The sequence below is a fragment of the Paenibacillus luteus genome (assembly GCF_006542765.1).
Classification (GTDB): domain Bacteria; phylum Bacillota; class Bacilli; order Paenibacillales; family Paenibacillaceae; genus Pristimantibacillus; species Pristimantibacillus luteus.
The window spans coordinates 242,418-262,257 of record NZ_SKCD01000011.1 but is presented as its reverse complement, the minus strand read 5'-3'; the positions used below and the strand labels follow the sequence as shown (position 1 = coordinate 262,257).

Annotated in this window: 17 protein-coding genes; 14 read left to right on the top strand and 3 right to left on the bottom strand. The window is 47.8% G+C overall.

Features of this window, described 5'->3' with window-relative positions; translation table 11 throughout:
• The first annotated feature begins 18 nt into the window (after nt 1–18).
• The 7 genes from E0496_RS09165 to E0496_RS09135 are packed head-to-tail and all read left to right on the top strand — an operon-like array spanning nt 19 to nt 8,211.
• Entirely contained in the window at nt 19–1,629 is a 1,611-nt protein-coding gene (locus E0496_RS09165; protein ID WP_161601348.1) for an ABC transporter substrate-binding protein, read from the top strand.
• A complete protein-coding gene (locus E0496_RS09160; protein ID WP_141501277.1) occupies nt 1,630–2,574 on the top strand; it encodes an ABC transporter permease in 945 nt (314 codons plus the stop codon).
• A gap of 18 nt (nt 2,575–2,592) precedes the next feature.
• On the top strand, nt 2,593–3,573 hold the full coding sequence (locus tag E0496_RS09155; protein ID WP_141501276.1) for an ABC transporter permease: 981 nt from the start codon (nt 2,593–2,595) through the stop codon (nt 3,571–3,573).
• A gap of 14 nt (nt 3,574–3,587) precedes the next feature.
• Entirely contained in the window at nt 3,588–4,598 is a 1,011-nt protein-coding gene (locus tag E0496_RS09150) for an ABC transporter ATP-binding protein (protein ID WP_141501275.1), read from the top strand.
• On the top strand, nt 4,591–5,580 hold the full coding sequence (locus E0496_RS09145; protein ID WP_141501274.1) for an ABC transporter ATP-binding protein: 990 nt from the start codon (nt 4,591–4,593) through the stop codon (nt 5,578–5,580). Before E0496_RS09150 ends, E0496_RS09145 begins: the two co-directional genes overlap by 8 nt.
• A gap of 22 nt (nt 5,581–5,602) precedes the next feature.
• The gene (locus tag E0496_RS09140) at nt 5,603–6,964 is read left to right on the top strand and encodes an LLM class flavin-dependent oxidoreductase (RefSeq protein WP_241674654.1); all 1,362 of its coding nucleotides are present in this window, start codon (nt 5,603–5,605) and stop codon (nt 6,962–6,964) included.
• A complete protein-coding gene (locus E0496_RS09135; protein WP_141501272.1) occupies nt 6,961–8,211 on the top strand; it encodes an acyl-CoA dehydrogenase family protein in 1,251 nt (416 codons plus the stop codon). The genes E0496_RS09140 and E0496_RS09135 overlap by 4 nt, the downstream gene beginning before the upstream one ends.
• A 240-nt stretch (nt 8,212–8,451) precedes the next feature.
• Here E0496_RS09135 and E0496_RS09130 read toward each other — a convergent pair whose 3' ends face one another.
• Nucleotides 8,452–9,426: a YpdA family putative bacillithiol disulfide reductase gene (locus E0496_RS09130; protein ID WP_141501271.1), complete on the bottom strand. Its 975-nt coding sequence runs from the start codon at nt 9,424–9,426 to the stop codon at nt 8,452–8,454.
• A gap of 218 nt (nt 9,427–9,644) precedes the next feature.
• Between E0496_RS09130 and E0496_RS09125 the strand changes: the two genes are divergently transcribed.
• The 3 genes from E0496_RS09125 (at nt 9,645) to E0496_RS09115 (ending at nt 14,069) form a co-directional block, all read left to right on the top strand.
• A complete protein-coding gene (locus E0496_RS09125) occupies nt 9,645–10,187 on the top strand; it encodes an ADP-heptose synthase (RefSeq protein ID WP_141501270.1) in 543 nt (180 codons plus the stop codon).
• Between the two features lie 312 nt (nt 10,188–10,499).
• On the top strand, nt 10,500–12,245 hold the full coding sequence (locus E0496_RS09120; RefSeq protein WP_141501269.1) for an ABC transporter ATP-binding protein: 1,746 nt from the start codon (nt 10,500–10,502) through the stop codon (nt 12,243–12,245).
• A 15-nt stretch (nt 12,246–12,260) separates the two neighbouring features.
• Nucleotides 12,261–14,069 (top strand): ABC transporter ATP-binding protein, encoded by a 1,809-nt coding sequence (locus tag E0496_RS09115; protein ID WP_141501268.1) that lies wholly within the window; start codon nt 12,261–12,263, stop codon nt 14,067–14,069.
• Nucleotides 14,070–14,103: 34 nt separating this feature from the next.
• Here the strand turns inward: E0496_RS09115 and xerS are convergent, their stop codons facing one another.
• Nucleotides 14,104–15,198: a tyrosine recombinase XerS gene (gene xerS / locus E0496_RS09110; RefSeq protein WP_141501267.1), complete on the bottom strand. Its 1,095-nt coding sequence runs from the start codon at nt 15,196–15,198 to the stop codon at nt 14,104–14,106.
• A 203-nt stretch (nt 15,199–15,401) separates the two neighbouring features.
• Complete coding sequence (locus E0496_RS09105; RefSeq protein WP_141501266.1) at nt 15,402–16,031, bottom strand: NAD(P)-dependent oxidoreductase; 630 nt, start codon at nt 16,029–16,031, stop codon at nt 15,402–15,404.
• 331 nt (nt 16,032–16,362) lie between these two features.
• On the opposite strand from E0496_RS09105, the gene sleB reads away from it, so the two are divergent.
• The 4 genes from sleB (at nt 16,363) to E0496_RS09085 (ending at nt 19,795) form a co-directional block, all read left to right on the top strand.
• Nucleotides 16,363–17,019, top strand: coding sequence for a spore cortex-lytic enzyme (sleB, locus tag E0496_RS09100; RefSeq protein WP_141501265.1), 657 nt, complete (start codon nt 16,363–16,365; stop codon nt 17,017–17,019).
• Nucleotides 17,020–17,209: 190 nt separating this feature from the next.
• A complete protein-coding gene (locus E0496_RS09095) occupies nt 17,210–17,929 on the top strand; it encodes a DsbA family oxidoreductase (protein WP_141501264.1) in 720 nt (239 codons plus the stop codon).
• A gap of 26 nt (nt 17,930–17,955) precedes the next feature.
• Entirely contained in the window at nt 17,956–18,600 is a 645-nt protein-coding gene (locus E0496_RS36445) for a VOC family protein (RefSeq protein WP_241674652.1), read from the top strand.
• 106 nt (nt 18,601–18,706) lie between these two features.
• The gene (locus E0496_RS09085) at nt 18,707–19,795 is read left to right on the top strand and encodes a lactonase family protein (RefSeq protein ID WP_141501263.1); all 1,089 of its coding nucleotides are present in this window, start codon (nt 18,707–18,709) and stop codon (nt 19,793–19,795) included.
• The last annotated feature ends 45 nt before the right edge of the window (nt 19,796–19,840 follow it).

The window sequence follows — 19,840 nt, the reverse complement described above, 5'->3', positions numbered from 1 at the left end:
ACATCAAGGGGGATTTATATGAACAAGCTTCGTCAATCCACAGCAATTATTTTATTATTAAGCGCCTTAATTTTTGTGTATGGCTGCTCGAATAATTCGGGTACCAACACACCTACGCAGTCACCGGGCAATGAAGCGCCTGCGGCAACAGACACAACGGACAAACCGGGAGCAACAGAGCTTAAATATGCGCTAGGACAAGCCGTCTCCACACTTGATCCTCACCTTTCGGTCGGCGGCAGCAACGGCGCCGTAATTTTGAATATCTTCGAAGGATTGTATGCTTTTAATTCAAAGCTTGAGCCAGTACCTATGCTTGCGGAATCGACCGATGTAAGCGAGGATGGCAAAACGTACACTTTCCATTTGCGCCAAGGCATCAAATTCCATAATGGCAAAGAGATGAAGGGCGAGGATGTAGCTGCCTCTTTGAACCGCTGGAAGGATAAAGCGCCACGCGCCAAAAACTCATTTGGCGATTCCTCTTTTGAAGTCGTGAACGATTACACTGTTGCTCTAAAGCTGACTGCTCCGCAGAATGACACCCTCGCCCAGCTGAGCCATGTGCTTAACTTTGCGGCTATTATGCCGAAGGAAGTTGTGGACAGCGCAGCGCCTGAGGGCATCACCGAATATATCGGGACGGGTCCTTACAAATTCGTGGAATGGAAAAAAGATCAATACATTGACGTGGAAAAATTCGCGGATTACCAATCGCAAGGCAGTGAGCCGGACGGCTTCTCGGGCAAGAAGATTCCGCAAATCGAGAAACTGCGCTTCTCACTCGTAACGGACACTTCGACACGTTTCAATTCATTTTTGACAGGCGAATACAACTTCGTCGATATTGATTTGGATAATTTGCCGCAGGTAGAAGGACAACCAGGCATTGAAATTATCAAATCGATTTCCAGTGATTACAACCTGGTGTATAACAAGAAATCACCTGTGTTTTCTATTTTGACCAATCGTCAAGCCGTGAATACCGCTCTCAAGGTAGACGATATTTTGCTCGGTACGGTATCTACACCTGAGTTGTTCGAGCTGAACTCCAGCTATATGTTCAAGAATAACACAACATGGTATTCGGATGCGGGAAGCGACCAATACAATCTGAATAATCCAGAGAAGGCAAAGGAACTGCTGAAGCAATCCGGCTATGATGGACGGGAAATCGTATTCTTGACCACAAAGGATCTCGGAGGGAAATTTTACAACGCGACATTGGTCGTTCAAGCCCAGCTTGAGAACATTGGCTTTAAAACAAGAGTCGACACGTATGATTATGCAACGATGCTCACGAAACGGGCGGATGCAGGGGTGTGGGATATCTATGTCGGCGGATTTACCGTTCCTACTACGCCTTCGCAGCTGCTTTACTTCAATCCGACTTACGGATTTGCTGATGACGCCAAGCTTGCTGAGCTTCTGAGAGCTTCGACTTCGGCGATTACGCCGGAAGCGGTGAAAGCAGCTAATGACGCATTGCAGCAATATGCATGGGAATACCTGGCGGTATCCAAAATCGGGGACACCTTCACTTATTATGCGATCCGGGATGAGCTTCAAGGGTTAATCCTTTACGCTGGCTACCCGAATCTCGGAAACGTGAAAGTCTTGAAATCCTAAATGGTCATTTACATTTTGAGGCGTCTGCTTGCGCTGGTTCCCGTGGTCTTGATTATGTCGATCGTCGTGTTTCTAATCATTTATTTGATTCCGGGTGATCCGGCGCGCGTCATGCTCGGAGACGGGGCCGATGAATCGACGATTCAAGAGCTCAGACAGCAGATGGGCCTCAATTATCCTTTGCTTGAACAGTACGGCCGCTGGATTGGAAACGCCGTACAAGGCGATTTGGGACGTTCCTTTTTCCTACAGCAACCTGTATCAACAGCTATTCGCGAGCATTTAGCACCTACGCTGTCGCTTGCATTGTTTGCCCAGTTCATTGCGGTTCTGATCGCCATACCTCTTGGCGTCAGAGCTGCTGTGAACCGCGGCGGCTTGGCTGACAAAACCTTGAATGCTTATTCTTTGCTCGGCATCTCCGTACCAGGCTTTCTGCTCAGTTTGTTTTTTGTGCTTGTTTTTGCGGTACGGCTGAAGTGGTTTCCGGTGTCAGGTTATGCCCCGCTTCATGAAGGGCTTGGCAGCTTTCTGAAGTTTATGTTCCTGCCGGCTCTCTCTATTGGTATTGTCATGTCATCGCTGACTGCACGTATCGTGAAGGCGTCCATGCTGGAGGTGCTGCATGAAGGGTTTGTCAAAACGGCGCTTTCAAAAGGGCTCCGCCAGAACACCATCATCTACAAGCATGTCCTTCGCAACGCGCTTATTCCTATCTTAACCGTAGTTGGCGGGTCATTTGGCACATTAGTGGCAGGCGCTGCGGTTATCGAAACGATCTTTAACATCCCAGGGCTTGGCCAAATGCTGGTTCATGCGGTGGAGCGCAGAGACTATGCCGTCATTCAAGGGATGGTGCTGTTTATTGCTATCGTTTATGTGGCAGTCAACCTTGCTGTTGATCTGCTATACGCAGTCGTTGATCCACGGATTAGGCTGCAATAATTTTGGCTTCAGGAGGCTATGACATTGACAGATTCAACAGTGCAAGAAGGGAAGCAGCAAGCTCGCCGGACGAGCCTTATACATTCACAGCCGGTAAGGCGATTCATGGCCAACCGTACCGCAGTCATTGGCGGCGTGCTGATGCTTCTGCTCATAGCGGCATCTTTGCTGTCGCCATGGCTTGCCCGGTTCGAGCCGCAAGCTGTCGATGTAGTTAGCCGGCTTAAGCCGCCTAGCGTGAAGCACTGGTTCGGAACTGACAATCTGGGCCGTGACGTATTCAGCCGCACTTTGAATGGCACGAAAATTTCCATACAGGTAGGGTTGACGGTAGCGCTTGTCAGCTCGGCTGCGGGCCTTGTCATTGGTTTGTATTCGGCTTATTATCGGCGCCTAGATCAAGTGCTAATGCGAATAATGGACGGTATTTTTGCTTTTCCGGCCGTTCTGCTCGCGATGGCGATGATGGCTGCGCTCGGTCCTAACGTATCTAATTTAATGATTTGCTTAAGCATCGTGTTCACCCCGGCGGTCGCGCGAATTGTCCGGTCATCGGCACTGGTTGTAAAGGAGCAGACTTATATTGAGGCGATGAGGGCGCTTGGCGCATCGCGTACACGCATCTTGTGGCTGCATATTATGCCTGGCACACTGTCGCCGCTGATCGTACAAGGCTCATTCGTGTTTGCGGAATCGATTATCGTCGAGGCTGCGCTTAGTTTCCTTGGTGCCGGCATTCCGGCTCCCATGCCGAGCCTTGGGAATTTGCTCTCAGAGGGCAAGCAGTTCATTTATAATTCCTGGTGGATGACCCTATATCCGGGATTCGCGCTCATTTTGTCAGTACTTGCGATGAACTGGTTCGGAGACGGCTTGCGTGACATGTTGGATCCGCATGCGCGGACGAAACGCAAGCGCAGCAGAAAAGGCTCCATGAATAAGAACACAAGCGACAACAATAATGAGAAGGTTAGCTCTGCGACTCAAGCTTCATCCTAAAGGAGGAAGGTCCGTTGGCAAGCGAAAACTTACTAGAAATCAAAGCGCTTCAAACCTATTTCCATACGGAAGCCGGCAAGGTTTCGGCCGTTGATGGCGTTTCTCTGGCAGTTGGAGCAGGAGAAATCGTAGGCATTGTCGGCGAGTCGGGCTGCGGAAAAAGCGTTACGGCCCAGTCCATTCTTCGGTTATTGGACGAGAAATCACAAGCGAGCTACAGTGGTGAAGTCTACTTCGAAGGGGTTGACCTGCTGAAGCTCAGCCAACGTCAAATGCGCGGCGTTCGTGGCAATGACATATCGATGATCTTTCAAGATCCGCTTAGCTCGCTGAATCCGCTTCTGACCATTGGAGAGCAAATTACGGAAACCATCCGGAGCCACCGGAAATTCAGCAGGAAAAATGCATGGCAGGAAGCCGTTCGTCTGCTTAGGCTTACCGGCATTCCAGCGCCAGAGCGGCGAGTCCATGAATACCCGCATCAGCTCTCAGGCGGAATGCGCCAGCGAGTCATGATTGCGATTGCGCTGGCTTGCGAGCCGAAGCTGCTTATTGCGGACGAGCCGACAACAGCGCTTGATGTAACGATTCAGGCGCAAATTATGGACTTGATTGCAAAGTTAAACCGTGAGCTAGGCATGAGTGTACTGCTGATTACGCATGATCTTGGCGTTGTTGCCGAGGTATGCCACCGTGTTGCAGTCATGTATGCGGGACAAATCGTAGAGACAGCTGACGTAGCAACGCTGTTTCGGGAACCGCAGCATCCGTACACCATCGGTTTGCTTCAATCAATTCCAAGCCTTGACCGTGACCGCACAAAGCCGCTGCAGGCCGTGGAGGGCTTTGTCCCAGCACTGCACCAATTGCCAAAGGGCTGCCGCTTCGCCCCGCGCTGCCCGCATGCGGATGCGCTCTGCCGTACTGAAATGCCGCTTCTAGAATCTAAGGGAAGTTCAGGATCGCAAGCACGCTGCTGGCATTCGGAAGCCTTATCTCAGAAGGAGGCGGTAAGACATGCCTGATATTGCAAAGGAGCAGCTTCCTTTAAAGCCAATTCTTGAAGTGAACGGGCTCCGCAAGTATTTTGCTTCGAAGCAGCCCGGCTCCTGGCGCACCAAGACCTTGAAAGCCGTTGACAATGTTTCCTTTCACTTATACGAAGGAGAAACCTACGGACTTGTTGGCGAATCCGGTTGCGGCAAGAGTACGCTAGGCAGGACTCTGCTAAGGCTCACCGAACCTACAGAAGGGACTGCTTTATATAACGGAAAGGATTTATTCTCCTTGCCAGGCAAGGAGCTGCAAGCTAGCCGAAAGCAGCTGCAAATGGTGTTTCAAGATCCGTTCGCCTCGCTTCATCCTCGTAAATCCATTGGTGCTGCGCTGACGGAACCGCTGATCATCCATCGTATTGGCACACCAGCCGAGCGTTATAGCCGCGTGTTGGAAATTTTGCGAGTGGTTGGGCTGCAGCCCTCCCATTATGATAGGCTGCCCCATGAGCTCTCGGGCGGACAGCGCCAACGTGTGGTGCTGGCGCGCGCGCTCATCCTTGAGCCAAAGTTAGTCATTTGCGATGAGCCTGTATCAGCACTTGATGTCATAATCCAAGCACAAATTTTGAATTTAATGAAGCAGCTTCAGCAGGATTTTAAACTGACTTATTTATTTATTGCCCATGATTTGGGCGTTGTCAGGCATATCTCGGACCGAATCGGCGTGATGTATTTGGGTAAGCTCGTGGAAGAAGCGCCGACCGACCAGTTGTTTGCCTCACCTAAGCATCCGTATACGCGAGCGCTGCTGTCCGCAGTCCCGAAATCCGATCCTGCTGGAAAGCGGGACCGCATATTGCTTGAGGGGGATGTGCCATCGCCGCTTGATCCGCCAACAGGCTGTACCTTCCATCCTCGGTGTCCGCTTGCAACCGAGAGATGCCGCAAGGAAATACCGGTGAAGCGAGAGGTCGCAGACCGGCATTTTGCCGCTTGCCATTTAGCCTGAAGTTAGAGAGGGGAAGCATTTGATGAAAAAAATCCATTTAGGCGTATTCGAAGTTAACAGCGTCAATCACCTTACACAGGGGATTTGGGCGCATCCGGCACAAAACCGTATCCATTTCAACAGCTTGGATTATTGGCTCGGTATCGCGAAAATACTGGAAAAAGGGAAATTCGATTTTATGTTTTTTGCCGATTCTTACGGGTCGCCAAGCAAAAACGCGGAGCTTGCTTTCCGTGAAGCTTCCGGTCCTCCCGGTAATGATCCGATGCTGCTGCTTCCAGCTCTGGCAGCCGCTACCGAGCATTTGTCCTTTACGATGACAACGTCTACGACTTACGAAGCTCCCTATGCCAATGCGAGGAGATTTGCCACACTGGACCATTTATCCAAAGGGCGAATCGGCTGGAACGTCGTGACCACCAGTTCGCCATCGGCAGCGGCATTGTTCGGACGGAGCGAGTTCGTCCCGCATGATGAGCGTTATGACATTGCGGATGAATTCCTTGACGTAAGCTATAAGTATTGGGAAGGAAGCTGGGAAGAGGATGCACTGCAAATCGACCGTGCCCAGCGTGTGTTTACGGATCCATCCAAAGTCCATCCGGTTGCGCATGAAGGCAAATACTTTAAATCGCAGGGCTATTTCTCCAGTTCGCCATCGCCGCAGCGTACGCCTGTACTTTTCCAAGCGGGCAGCTCGGAACGCGGCCGCGCATTTGCTGCGAAGCATGCAGAGGGCGTGTTCCTAAAGGCTCCGACCTTAGAGGTGCTGCGCGACCAAATTGCCGATATCCGTCGGCGTGCGGCAGCTTACGGCAGGGAACCGGGATCGATCAAGGTATTCACGGGCCTGTCTGTCGTTACAGCAGCTACGAGCGAGGAAGCGCATCGTAAGCATGAGGAGTATTTAAGTTATCAGAGCGCTGAGGCGACCCTGTCCAGCTATGCATCCGTTACGGGAATTGATTTGACCAAGTTGGACCCTGATTCCTATTTTGAAAATATTCATACGGAAATGGGCCAGACGCATACCGACCGGTTCACTAAACATGCGAAGACTAAAAAAACGGTCGGCGAGGTCCGAGACGATTTTCTGAAAAAGGGCTTCCGCGGCGTAACGATCATCGGCTCGCCGGAGGAGGTCGCTGACCGAATTGCAGAAGTCGTAGCGATTACAGATGTGGACGGGTTCAATCTGGAGCCGTATGTGCTGCCAGATTCCTATACGGATTTTGTGGAGCTCGTGATTCCGGTCCTTCAGGAGCGCGGATTGTTTAAACGTGAATATGAGCAGGGAACCTTTCGGGAGAAGCTGTTCGGAAATGCTAGATTGTCAGAAGGACATCCAGGCGCCGCATTTAGGCATGCGCCTGCAAAAGCATGACAGCAATGAATATATCGGCAAAAAAAGATAAGGTTACTAATATAAGAGAAGCCTCCATTCGCGCAGAGCTAACAGAACGACAATGGTCTTTCCTTCAGCAAGCTCGCAAGCTTGGCAGAGAGCAGATTGGCCCGGCAGCTTGGCAGGTCGATCATGATGCGCGATATCCTCATGAAGCGATCCAATCGCTCAAGGAAGCTGGCTTGCTTGGCATTACAGTTCCGGAAGAAGCGGGTGGCCATGGAGCAGGCTTCGGCGGCGACACGCTTCTGCTACCCCTTCTTCTGATGGAGCTGGCCGCTTGGTGTTCTTCCGCCTCGCAAGTATTCACGCTTCACAATACAGGAGTGCAGCTGGTACATGCCCTTGGAAATGCGGAGCAACATGCTTTTTTCTTTGATAAAGTGGTCAAGCATGGCGAACTGTTCGCAAGCTTTGGCAGTGAGGCTGGAGCAGACCGCTTTAAGCTAGGGAGTGGGCTTGCTGCTGTTGACGGAGGCTTCTGTTTAAGTGGAACAAAAATTTTCGCTACGGGATCTACAGGTGCAAAATGGGCCATTTGGCGTTCAGTAAGAACGGATATGGATGGGAGTCAGGAAGATCGTTTCGTTATGCCAATCGTTGATTTGACAGCGGAAGGCATTACCGTCACCGACGATTGGGACGGCATCGGCCAAAGAGGTACGGGCAGCGGCACAGTGCTTGCTGACCACGTACATGTGCCAAGCGGGAGCGTCATCGGAGGCGGTGGGGCTTATGGACTGATCCATCCCTTTTTCAATACGCAGTTCCATATTCATTTTGCCGCGCAGTATGTTGGTATTGCTGCCGGCGCTCTTCGTGATGCCTTGGACTATGTGAAGGAGAAGTCGCGTACGTGGACTGCAGGTTTAAAAGTGACAGATGACCCGGCAATTCTACTGCGGATAGGCGAGATGGATGCGAAGCTTGAAGCCGCGAGACAGCTTGTACTACATGCAGCGCGTCTGCTGCAAGCGGCGCAGTCGGCGCCGGAGCTCTATCCGTCCGCTGCTCTTGCTGCCTCACAAGCGAAGGTAATCGCAACCTCAGCCAGCCTGGAAATTACTTCCGATGTGTTTCAGCTCATGGGAGCGAGAGCTGCTACAAGAAAATACGGGTTTGACCGGTATTTCCGTAATGCGCGCACGCTTACCTTGCATGATCCAGTCGATAAGCAGAGGGAAGCACTCGGAAAGTCGGCATTGTTCAGTGAATGTGGCGAGTAAGTAAAATCAGCAGCAACTTCAAAAGCTAAAAGCAGCACCAGAAGATGATTTTGTAATAAACGAAGGTTAACCTGTTTGTTAGGGTTAACCTTTTTTTCGATGGACGACTTCAGTTGAAAGAGAAATCTAACGCCAACTGAGCAGAATTTAATAGAAATAAAAAGGATAGATCTAAAATTAGATCTATCCTTTTTGAGCTTTTGAAAATGAGATTGTTAAATTATTCGAAAACTGAAAAGACTACTTCCCACTTTGAATATGCTCTGCGATTTTGCGGCCATGGTACCGTCCCGACTCGATAAAGATTTCATTGGCCTCATGACGGGAGGCAACCACGCCTGCTAAGTAGATGCCGGAGACATTCGTTTCCATCGTGTCTGGATCAAAGGTAGGGTAGCCTTCGTCCTCCATCGTAACGCCGCTAGCGGTTAGGAAGTAACGATCGGGATGGAAGCCGGTTAAAGCTAATACAAAATCATTCGGTATTTGGATGTCACCCTCCGGTCCCCGAACCGTGATGTCATTATTGTCGATTGCGATGACTTGGGAGTTAAACAGCATGCGGATGGAGCCTTTGGCTACTTTACTTTGAAAACCGGGTTTCACCCATGACTTGATGCTTGAAGAATAATCTTCCCCGCGATATACGACCGTCACATCCGCGCCAACGCGCTCCAGTTCAAGCGCCGCGTCGATTGCAGAGTTGCTGCCGCCGATAATCGCGACCTTCATGCCTACATAGGGATGGGATTCTCTGAAAAAGTGGCTGACTTTATCCAATTGCTCTCCAGGTATGCCTAGCTCATTCGGATGGTCGAAATAACCAGTGGCAATGATGACATATCGGCTTTTGTAGGAACGCTTTTGGCCAAAACGGTCTTCGCCTTCAAGTAAAAAAGATCCACTGTCGGGTGTGATACGATTAATGGCTTCATAAGCCTGAACACGGATATGATGGCGCTGAGCGGCTGTTCGGTAATAGTTCAAAGCCTCCAGCCTCGAAGGCTTGTCATTGGCGGTCGTAAACGGGATGCCTCCGATTTCAAGCAATTCCGGTGTGCTGAAAAAATGCATGTAAGTCGGGTATTGCGAAATGGAATGGACGATATTTCTTTTTTCTATAACAAGCGGACGGAGCCCGATCGCTTCCAGCTCGATGGCTGCTGCCAAGCCGCAGGGACCTGCTCCGATAATGATGGCTTCTTCTGTTTGCATACGCAGTATCCTCCTAAAAATAAGGCGAAGCTTTTGCTGCCTCTACTCTCTATCTTTAACTCTATTTTACTTTGCAGCGCGTATATTGTGCAAATTTGGTTTTTTGACTCTCTTGTACAGTCAAAGGAATATTGTATAATAATGTGGAACTGTTTTTATTTATCGGCTGGTTTCCTATGAAGCTAGCATTCGCATACGAAAGAATTGGAGGAGATCACATGCGGCGGCGTTTTGTAATAGAGGCAGTATTAGTGGCAACGTATGGGCATCTTCTTGTACCGAGCCGTCCGATTGATTACGTTGTTCCATACTCATCCATCGCAGAGCTCTATGAAATGAGGGATGGTGTAGAACCGGTCATGGATGATCCAGACGATGATGGGCATGTCAAAAGCAAAATAAATGAACTCATCGCTTTTTTTGAAGATTCACTCAATCGGAAGAAAATTGAAAAGGCTATGCAGGTGCCATGGAGAGAGAGTTCACCACTCCTTCTGAACGAGATGATTCAATTTACGGTTGTGCATGCCGTCGATAATGCGCACTACGGTGAAACCTTTGATCCGATAGAAACAGAGCTGCTTCTAACGAGCTTAAAGCTGAACGTTCCGCTTTTGTCCGATCAGTTCGAATTTCAAGATAAACTGATTGAGGCTGAAGTCCCCGTGCAAATCTATGATATCGAGGATTTTGAATTCGCGGTAGAGGAAGGCATTTCTTCAAGTGATATGGAGCTACCTTTTGAGTCGGACAGGTTTTAAATATTTATGGTTTACCCCTCTTGCGCAAAACAGAGGGATGATGTTAAGATTTGGATGTATTAGGAAGAATTGATTAAATGGAAAATGAAAAGGGGGGCTTTAGGATGTTGAACGGTGACTTTGGAAAGTTTGTTTTCGGCGTGCAGATCAGCTTGAATTTCCAATTTAATCCATCAACATGCCGACTGGCCTGCCTTCGTGCAATGGCGTCAACGTAGCGTTTTTTCGCCGTTGCTCGCTTACATACGAAGATCTCTAGCCAATGATGGCTTGAGGTCTTTTTTTGTTTCCATCAGGGGAAGGAGCTGTCTAATGAGAACGCTTTTACGGCTAATGATTTATGTAAGGCCAAGCATGAGATGGGTAGTTACCGCGGTTTGTATTATGATTTTGGCCACGATCTTCGACTTGGTTGCTCCATGGATTTTGGGAGAAATATTTGACAAGGGGATTGGTAAAGGCAATATGTCGGTCGTTATTGGTTTAACTCTTGCTTTGGCAGGCATTCAAGCGCTTAAGAGCGCTGGCATGTTTGTACAAGGATATTCTCAGGAGCTTGTCGGCCAAAATGTCGTATTCAAGCTTCGGAAGGAGCTTTATGAGCATTTGCAGCGGTTGTCCTTTTCCTATTATGACCGGGCACAGACCGGACAATTAATGTCCAGAATGACAGGCGATATTGATGCGGTGAAAAACTTTGTCGGGTTTGGCGCCATGAACCTGTTTACGGGCATGCTGACCTTTCTTGGCACCATTATCTTTATGATGACGATGCAGTGGAAGGTCACGTTGATCAGTTTAGTAACGATACCCTTTATCTTGTTCGTTTTGTTCCGTTTCAACCATAAGGTGGGGCCGGCATGGTCCAGCATCAGGGAGCAAATGGGCCGATTAACAACGACGCTGCAAGAGAATATTTCAGGCATTCGCGTCGTTAAATCGTTTGCGACCGAGACGGTGGAGCAGCGGAAATTTGCAGAGCGGAATGAGCAAAACTTTGAGACGAATATGGATCGGGCCAAGCTGGAGGCGAAGAGTTTCCCGTTAATGGGCTTTTACGGGGGATTGACCTTCGTGCTGATGATTTGGATCAGCGCCATCTTTGTTGTGCGCGGCGAGATGTCCATCGGAACCTTCATGGCTTTTCAATGGTATACATGGGGAATTATTTGGCCACTTAACATGCTGGGCTGGCAAATTAATATATTTCAGCAAGCCATTAAGGCTGCGCCACGGGTCTTTGAAGTGCTCGATACGCCAATCGATATTAAAAATCCGGTTTCAGGAACACCTGCTGGCAACATAAATGGGAATGTCTCATTCAAGCAGGTCTCGTTTTATTTTTCCGATCAAGACCAAACGAAGGATAAACCGATATTGGATGACATTACATTTCATGTGAAGGCGGGAGAGGTCATCGGCGTACTTGGCGCAACGGGCTCTGGCAAGAGCAGTCTGATTGGCTTGCTATCGCGATACTATGATACTTCGGGCGGGCAAGTGCTGATAGACGGAGTCGATGTCAAAAATTACGAGCTTGACGGTCTTCGCAGAAGCATCGGTGTTGTCCCGCAGGAAACCTTTCTCTTCTCTGCATCGATAGGCGATAACATTGCTTATGGCTGTCCTGATGCTACGCAGGAGCAAATTGAGGAAGCTGCGAAAAAATCACAGATTCATGATTTTATTCAAAGCTTGCCTAGTGGGTATGATACGCGAATTGGAGAGCGGGGAGTCGGTTTGTCCGGAGGTCAGAGGCAGAGAGTGGCGCTGGCTAGAGCCATATTAACGGATCCTCCAATCCTTATCTTAGACGAAGCAACGGCGAGCGTCGATACTGCGACGGAATCGGCCATTCACGAAGCTTTGCTGGAAGTCATGAAGGGGAAAACGACATTTATTATCGCGCAGAGGCTATCCTCTATCCAGCATGCGGATCGTATTATCGTGCTTGAAAACGGTCGATTGACTGAGCAGGGGACACATAAGCAATTAAACGAGGGCAATGGCTTTTTCCGTCAATTATTTGACAGGCAGAAGGAAATCACGCCAACCTAGAAAAGAGGCGATACCATGAGTCAAGTCGAATGGGATTCGGATAACGAAGCCGAGGAGAAGCCATTTAACGGCCAATATTTCAAGCGCATGCTGGGCTATCTTGTTCCTTACCGCAAATTAATGACATGGGTAGTCATCGTAGTGCTCCTAAACATGCTCCTAAGCTTATCGGAACCGATCATCCTGGCTTATATCATTGATAAAGGAATCATTGATCAAAATTTTACCATCATTCACGTGCTTGGAGCAGTACTTCTAGGCATAAAGCTGCTGGGCTGGCTGTTTAGCTGGCTGCATACCAAATGGATCAATCATACTGGACAGCGAATTTTATTCGATTTGCGTCAGCAATTATTTAATCATCTTCAGACCTTATCTTTCCGTTTTTTCGACGGGCGTCCTGCTGGCAAAATCATGTCTCGCATTACGAACGATACGAACGCGATTGGGGAACTGATTAACGGCGGACTTATTACGATGGTTATGGAAGTTACTCATCTTCTCGGCATAGTTGTCATCCTTGTGTGGATGGATTGGCAGCTGGCACTGCTTTCATTTATTATGATGCCGCTGCTTTTTGTTATCGTTATGAAGCTTCGTCCGAAGATTGAAGGCTCGTGGTCACGCTCACGTTCGACAATGTCTTCGATTAATGGTCATTTGAACGAGACAATCCAGGGAATCAGGGTCATCCAAGCGTTCTCGCGTCAGGACAAAAACAACGAAAAGTTCAATACGATCAATATGCGAAACAAACAGGCTTTTATGCGGGCAATCACACTGGAATCTACCGTCTATCCGTTAGTTGAAATGATCGGGATGCTGGGCACCTGCATTGTCGTATGGTTTGGAGCGATGAGAGTCATGGAAGGCGCGATTACGCTCGGCTTTATTATGGCCTTTATCAATTATTTGTGGCGCTTCTGGGGGCCGCTTAGCGCATTGTCCAAAGTATACAGTCAGCTTCTCTCCGCGATGGCATCGGCAGAACGGATATTTGAGGTGCTGGACACCGAACCAGAGGTGAAAAATAGCAGCAGAGCCAAGGTTCTTCCGCCAATAAGGGGAGAAGTAGCGTTTGAAAATGTATCCTTTCGCTATGAGGAAGGAAAGCCTGATGTGCTCCATCAAGTCTCGTTCCGCGTAAAGTCAGGTCAGCGGGTAGCCTTGGTTGGGCCGACCGGCGCAGGGAAAAGCACCATAGTCAATTTGTTAATGCGCTTCTATGATGCAACAGACGGCGTCGTCCGAATTGATGGCGTTGATGTCAAGGAGGCAACGCTTGAATCCTTGCGGAAGCAGATGGGAATCGTGCTGCAGGACTCCTTTGTTTTCGCGGGAACGGTGGAGCAAAATATGCGTTATGGAAACGAAGAAGCTTCTGATGAGGAACTGCGGCGCGCAGGCGAAAACGTAAGGCTCGATCGCGTTGTCTCCAAGCTAGCGGATGGTTACCAGACAGAGCTGGAGGAACGCGGCTCAAAGCTTTCTGTCGGTCAGCGTCAATTGCTCGCATTTGGCCGTGTCCTCTTATCCGATCCGAAAATATTGATTCTGGACGAAGCGACTTCAAGCGTCGACACGGAGACCGAGCAGCATATCCAAGCAGCGTTGCATACATTGCTAGCCGGAAGAACGGCATTTATCATTGCTCACCGCCTATCAACGATCAAGGATGCGGATTTTATATTGGTGGTAGAAGATGGCCGAATTGCCGAGCAAGGCTCACATGAGGAATTGATGCAGCAGGGGGGCTTGTATGCGAAGCTCGTGCTAACCCAGCTGTCCATGCAGGAATCCGTTTTTTTGCAAACCAGTTCATAAACAAGGTAGGACGAAACAAGAAGCGCGGGTGGCGCTAGCTTGTTTCGTCCTCTTTTTTGGTCCGGTCAATGGCTTGAGCCATCGTTTTGTCGGTTAAATGAGCATAAATTTGCGTCGTTTCCGGAGAGGCATGACCAAGCTGCTCCTGTGTTTTGTAAATATCATTGCGCAAATAATAATCCGTCGCGAAGCTATGTCTTAATTTATGTACGGATAAGTACGGTTTGCCAAAACGCTTGGCATATTTAATGACCATTTCCTGAATGGCCCTTTTGGTCATGCGCGCACCTTCATGCTTGCCATTCGCTATGGCGAGAAAAAGGGCTTTTTCACGCTTTGGCGCTTTGTAGCGAACCTCTCGGAGCGTGAGATAGGCTTGCAAATCCTCGACCGCTTCCTGACGGAAATAGACAGGCGTCTTGAAATTATCATCGTTTTTGCCTTTTCGGTAGACATAACATAACTTCTTCTTCAAATCGATATCATCGACATTCAAATTGACAAGCTCTGAAACCCGCAGTCCTGAATGTAAAATAAAGCTGATAATGCAGGCATCGCGCGTCATATTCAAGTCATAAGAATATAAAGCTTGCTTATTCGAGGCAACGTCCGCTGCGTAATGCTGCTTGATATAAGCCATGAACTCCGAAATTTCTTCCTCCTGCAGCAGTTTTCCTTCCAGCTTGGCTGCCGTATCCTTCGGTTTGTGTGTTCGCTTGATCATAACCTTTGCCATCACATTTCGTTTCAATAACGGATAAAATTCCTCATCCTCGGCAATCTGGCTTAAATAATGAAACAGGGAGCGAAGGGAAGAGAGCTTGCGCGAGATCGTTGTTTTGCTATTTCGCTCCGCTTTGTAGGTTGATAAATACATGCGGAATCCGTCTATACTGTCCATGTGCAGCTTCTCTAGCTCTAACAGTGTTACTTCTTTGATTGCAGAAGCCTCAGATAATCCCTCTGCCATCAACCAGTTCAAAAAGGTTTCATAATCTCTCATATATTCCACGAGGGAGGAGGGGGACAAGTCCGGCAACTTAAAGTTAATAAATTTATCAATGTACCAGGGCATCGCGGGCAGGCGTTTATCCAGTTCCTCGCGATCCTTTTGTTTTAAAATATTGATACCCGATCAGCCCCTCTTAATTAATGACATTATTATTTAATTAGGTTAAAAGAACATAATAATAATTATGTTAACAAATTTAATGTTATCAGCTTATGTTATCTCCTAATTGTAGCAATGTGGCTAAAGCCATACAACGGGAACAGGAAAAATAAACTAAAAAGAGCCTCTTTGAAAGAGGCTTTTAAAAAGATTACTTTTGCTTATAAGTTGATTGCTGTAAATCGGCGATTTAGAAATTTAGGATTTTCGATTTCATCCAGTAGAACGGACGCATAATCTTCCATACTGATCTTGCTCTTATGCTGCGAATTCAGAAGGAAATGATCTTCACCAAGCTGAACCTTGCCCGTTTTCTCCCCAGGCTCGAATACGGCTGCAGGGCTAAAGAATGTCCATTTCAATTCTTTTTCTCCGCGCAGCACATCTAGCTGGTCGCTTTGCGCTTTGGCTGTTGCATAATAAAGGGAGGGAAACTGAGGTGTATCCATTAAACGTGTCCCTTGATCATCCACTAACAAGCTGCCTGCGCCTCCAACATTGTATAAAACCGTTCTTTGCGACGGTTTTAGTGCAGCAATCAGATGCTTAATCACTTCTACGTGCTTGTGCTCTTCACCCGGTTTAGCGGAGAAGGAATTCACAATAGCATCAAAAGAACTTAATTCGCTACCTAGTTGAAATATGTCCTTAACCAACACTTCGATTCCTTCCGTGCTGCTTAGTTTAGAGGCATCACGTACGACGGCGGTCACGAAGTGGCCACGGCTTTTTGCTTCCTCTAAGATTCGGCTTCCTACACGGCCAGATGCTCCAATAACGGCTATTTTCATTTGAATAATCTCCTTGTTCATGTGAATTTTGAACATTCAATAACTGTTCATTAATTTTAATATATACAGTTACAATAAGGGCGAAAAATTAAAAGCGCCTTCAATCACGGAATGTAACTATTATAGTTACAGGAATCTTTTTTTGTCAACTTTATATTTCAGATTTTAGCTGTTTTGTAAATTAGTAAATGTATGTAATTGTCGCATATCGGTTACATTCCCCTGATAACTGTGCTAAACTCGAACACATGCCAAGCGAGGATTTCCCATTCTTATTCCAATTTATTCAGCAGTATGTATTTTAAGCAAACGAAGGAGGTTCATTTTCTAAATGAACATTAAATTCATACCCCATAGTATAGCGCTATTCTTGATTTTTATTCTGGCCTTCAGCATTCCGGCACAGTCGGCTCAAGCCGCTTCGCCTGCAACTCTGAAAGTTGGGAGTTCGGGTGCCGATGTACCTGATTTGCAATATAGATTAAAGACGTTAGGTTATTTCAATAAAGATGTCACAGCTTATTTTGGCACGACGACGCTCGAGTCTTTGAAACGTTTTCAGAAGGATTACGGCATCGCTTCTGACGGCGTGGCAGGCAAACAGACGTGGGAGACACTCAAAAAAGTTTCGGTTAACCAAACCGAGCTTACTTTGCTGGCGAGAATCATTTATGCGGAAGCACGCGGCGAATCCTACAAAGGACAGGTAGCGGTAGGAGCAGTCGTTATGAACCGTTTAGCCTCATCAAGCTTTCCTAATTCGATAAGAGGCGTGATTGAGCAGCCTAGAGCCTTCACTGCTGTTGATGATGGTCAATACAAGCTTACCCCAGACAAAACGGCTTATCAAGCTGCCCAGGATGCCGTTAAGGGCTATGACCCTACGGGAGATGCACTCTATTACTTTAATCCGCAAACCGCTACATCGGATTGGATTTGGTCGCGTAAGCAGACCGTGAAGATCGGCAGGCACATTTTCGCAGTGTAATGTTCAGGTTTTGGCCATGCATCGTATCGAAGGAAGCGTTTCTTAATGACAAGCGATTTATGCTTTCATTAGGATTCGCTTTTTTTTATTGTCAAAATCGACAAAATAACCATTTTCAAAGTCGTAACCAATCATGTTACAATAATATTGTAAGTACCCTACTTTTTAAAAACTACCGGAGGTGCATGTCATGCAAGTAGAAATTTGGTCGGATTACGTATGTCCGTTTTGTTATATAGGAAAAAGGAAGTTTGAGCTCGCATTGGAGCGTTTTGCCCATAAGGAGCAAATCGAAACCGTATTTCGCAGCTTTGAGCTCGATCCCGGCGCAGATCCTCATTCAGGGAAAAGCACCTACAGCATGCTCGCAGCAAAATACGGGATGAGTATTGAAAAAGCGAAAGAGACCACACAAAATGTGGCGGAACAAGCGGCGGCCGTTGGCTTAACGTTTCATTTCGACAAGGCCGTGTCAACGAACACGTTTGACGCGCACCGAGTCGTTCATTTTGCTGCGGAGCAGGGCAAGGAGAAGGAGATGTCTGAGCGCTTGTTCAAAGCCCATTTTACGGATGGAGAAAATGTTGGCGATCGTGGCGGCTTGACTGCGCTAGCAGTTGAAGTTGGTTTGGATGCGGCAGCAGTGACTGAAATGCTGGCGTCTACTCAGTTTAGTGATGCTGTTCGCGGACAAGAAGAGGAAGGAAGCGCCCTAGGTATTCGCGGTGTGCCATTTTATGTCGTTGATCGCAAATACGCTGTATCAGGCGCACAATCTCCGGAAGTATTCCTTGATACATTGAACAAAGCTTGGAACGAGAAACACCCTGTTTTTATACAAGTGAATGACGGAGATACGGATGTATTATGCACGGATGGGTATTGCGCGCCAGACGCCCCTAAATCATAATAGATAGAAAGGGCGGCGGCTTGCTTATGAAAAAATCAAAGTCGAGAAGCTCTTGTCAAATCCAGCGTGTAGCACGAATGGTCAGCATTAATAAAAACTCAGCATCGCTGGAGATCAATGGTCAAAAAATTAATGTTCCGATCATTAAAATCGCCGAGGAAGCACTTCCCGGCGATTTCGTTCTCTGGACAGGCCAATGCGGGAGTCCCGTACCAAAAACAGTCACTATAATTAAAATGGAAAAGGAAGTGGATACAATGGGTAACAATGCGAAAATCGGCGGCGGCGGCTTTCATCATATCGCTATCCGCGTATTTGATTTTGATAAAACGGTTGCATTTTATACAGAAGTGCTTGGGTTTAAGGAGCAAGTGAGATGGGGAGAGGAGAATACTCGGGCGATCATGCTTGATACGGGTGATGGCAATTATTTAGAAGTATTCGCAGGCGGTGCACAAGGTCAGAAGGACGAAGGCGCATTCTTGCATCTCGCTTTACGGTCCGATAATGTAACAGAAGCTATAGAGCTTGCAAGAGCCGCAGGCATGGAAGTAACAGTTGAGCCAAAGGATGCTGTTTTGGGAGGCGTACCGGTCAGAATTGCGTTCTTTAAAGGACCTGACGGCGAAATTATCGAGTTGTTCGAAAGCACAGGCAAGAACAAGCTTTAAGAACTTATTTGTCACTAATGAATTCTCGTCTTATAATAGATAACGGTAATGAAGACAACTGCTTATAAAGCAGCAATGTCATGCAAATGTTTAGGGGGAATGAATTTTGACAGTAGAATCACAGCGCCTTCTCGTGTTCGTAGGCTCATATGCGGAAGCGGGAGATAACGGCGTTTATGTGTATGCTTTCGATGAGGCAACGGGAACATTAACTTTGACTGACGAATTCGCTGGTCTTAAAAATCCGACGTTTCTAAATGTTGACGCGAAGCGCAAGCTGCTGTACGTGATTTCTGAGACAGTTAATCAAGCAGGCCAAAAGGTTGGAGAAGCTGCAGCTTTCTCTATTGATGCTGCGGGCGGTTCCATTCAGCTCATGAACCGTGAGATCACGGTTGATTCGACGACCTGCCACATTCAGCGCTACGAGAATGGCCGTTTTCTAACCGTTACAAGCTATCATGGCGGGATGATTGGGTTAATGAGCATTACGGAAGAAGGAGCAGTCGGATCATTGCTTGATGTTCGGCAGCATGAAGGCAGCAGCCAGCATCCCGATCGCCAAGACCGACCGCATCCACACTCGTCCTTCTATAGCCCAGATGGCCGTTACTTGCTCGTATCGGATTTGGGACTTGATCGAATAGTGACTTACGCACTTGATGAATTAAATAGCAAGCTTGTGCATCAAAGCGAGGTGGCACTGCACCCAGGAGCAGGTCCGCGTCATTTGAGCTTTCATCCCAATGGAAAGCTTGTCTATGTCATTAATGAGGTGGATTCAACGATTACTTCGTTTACATACGATAAAGAATCCGGTCAATTAGTGACACAAGAGACGGTGAGTACGCTGCCGCCTGATTTCAAGGATGAAAACTCCTGTGCCGAAATCAAGGTATCTGCTGACGGTAAATACCTATACGGCTCCAATCGAGGACATGACAGCATCGTTGTTTTTGCCATCCATGAGCAGTCAGGGATGTTGGTACTTGTCCAACACATTTCGGTCGAGGGTGGACATCCACGCCATTTTGCAATTACGCCGAACGGGGATTTTTTGCTCGCAGCTAATCGGGACACGGATAATATCGTAACCTTTAAGATCGACAAAGCCAGTGGAAAACTGGAGCACACGGGTATCAGCACTACGGTTTCAAAGCCAGTTTGTGTAGTTCCTGTTTATTTAACAACATAAATGATTAACGGCATAAGTATAGAGATGAAAAGGGGAAAACATAAG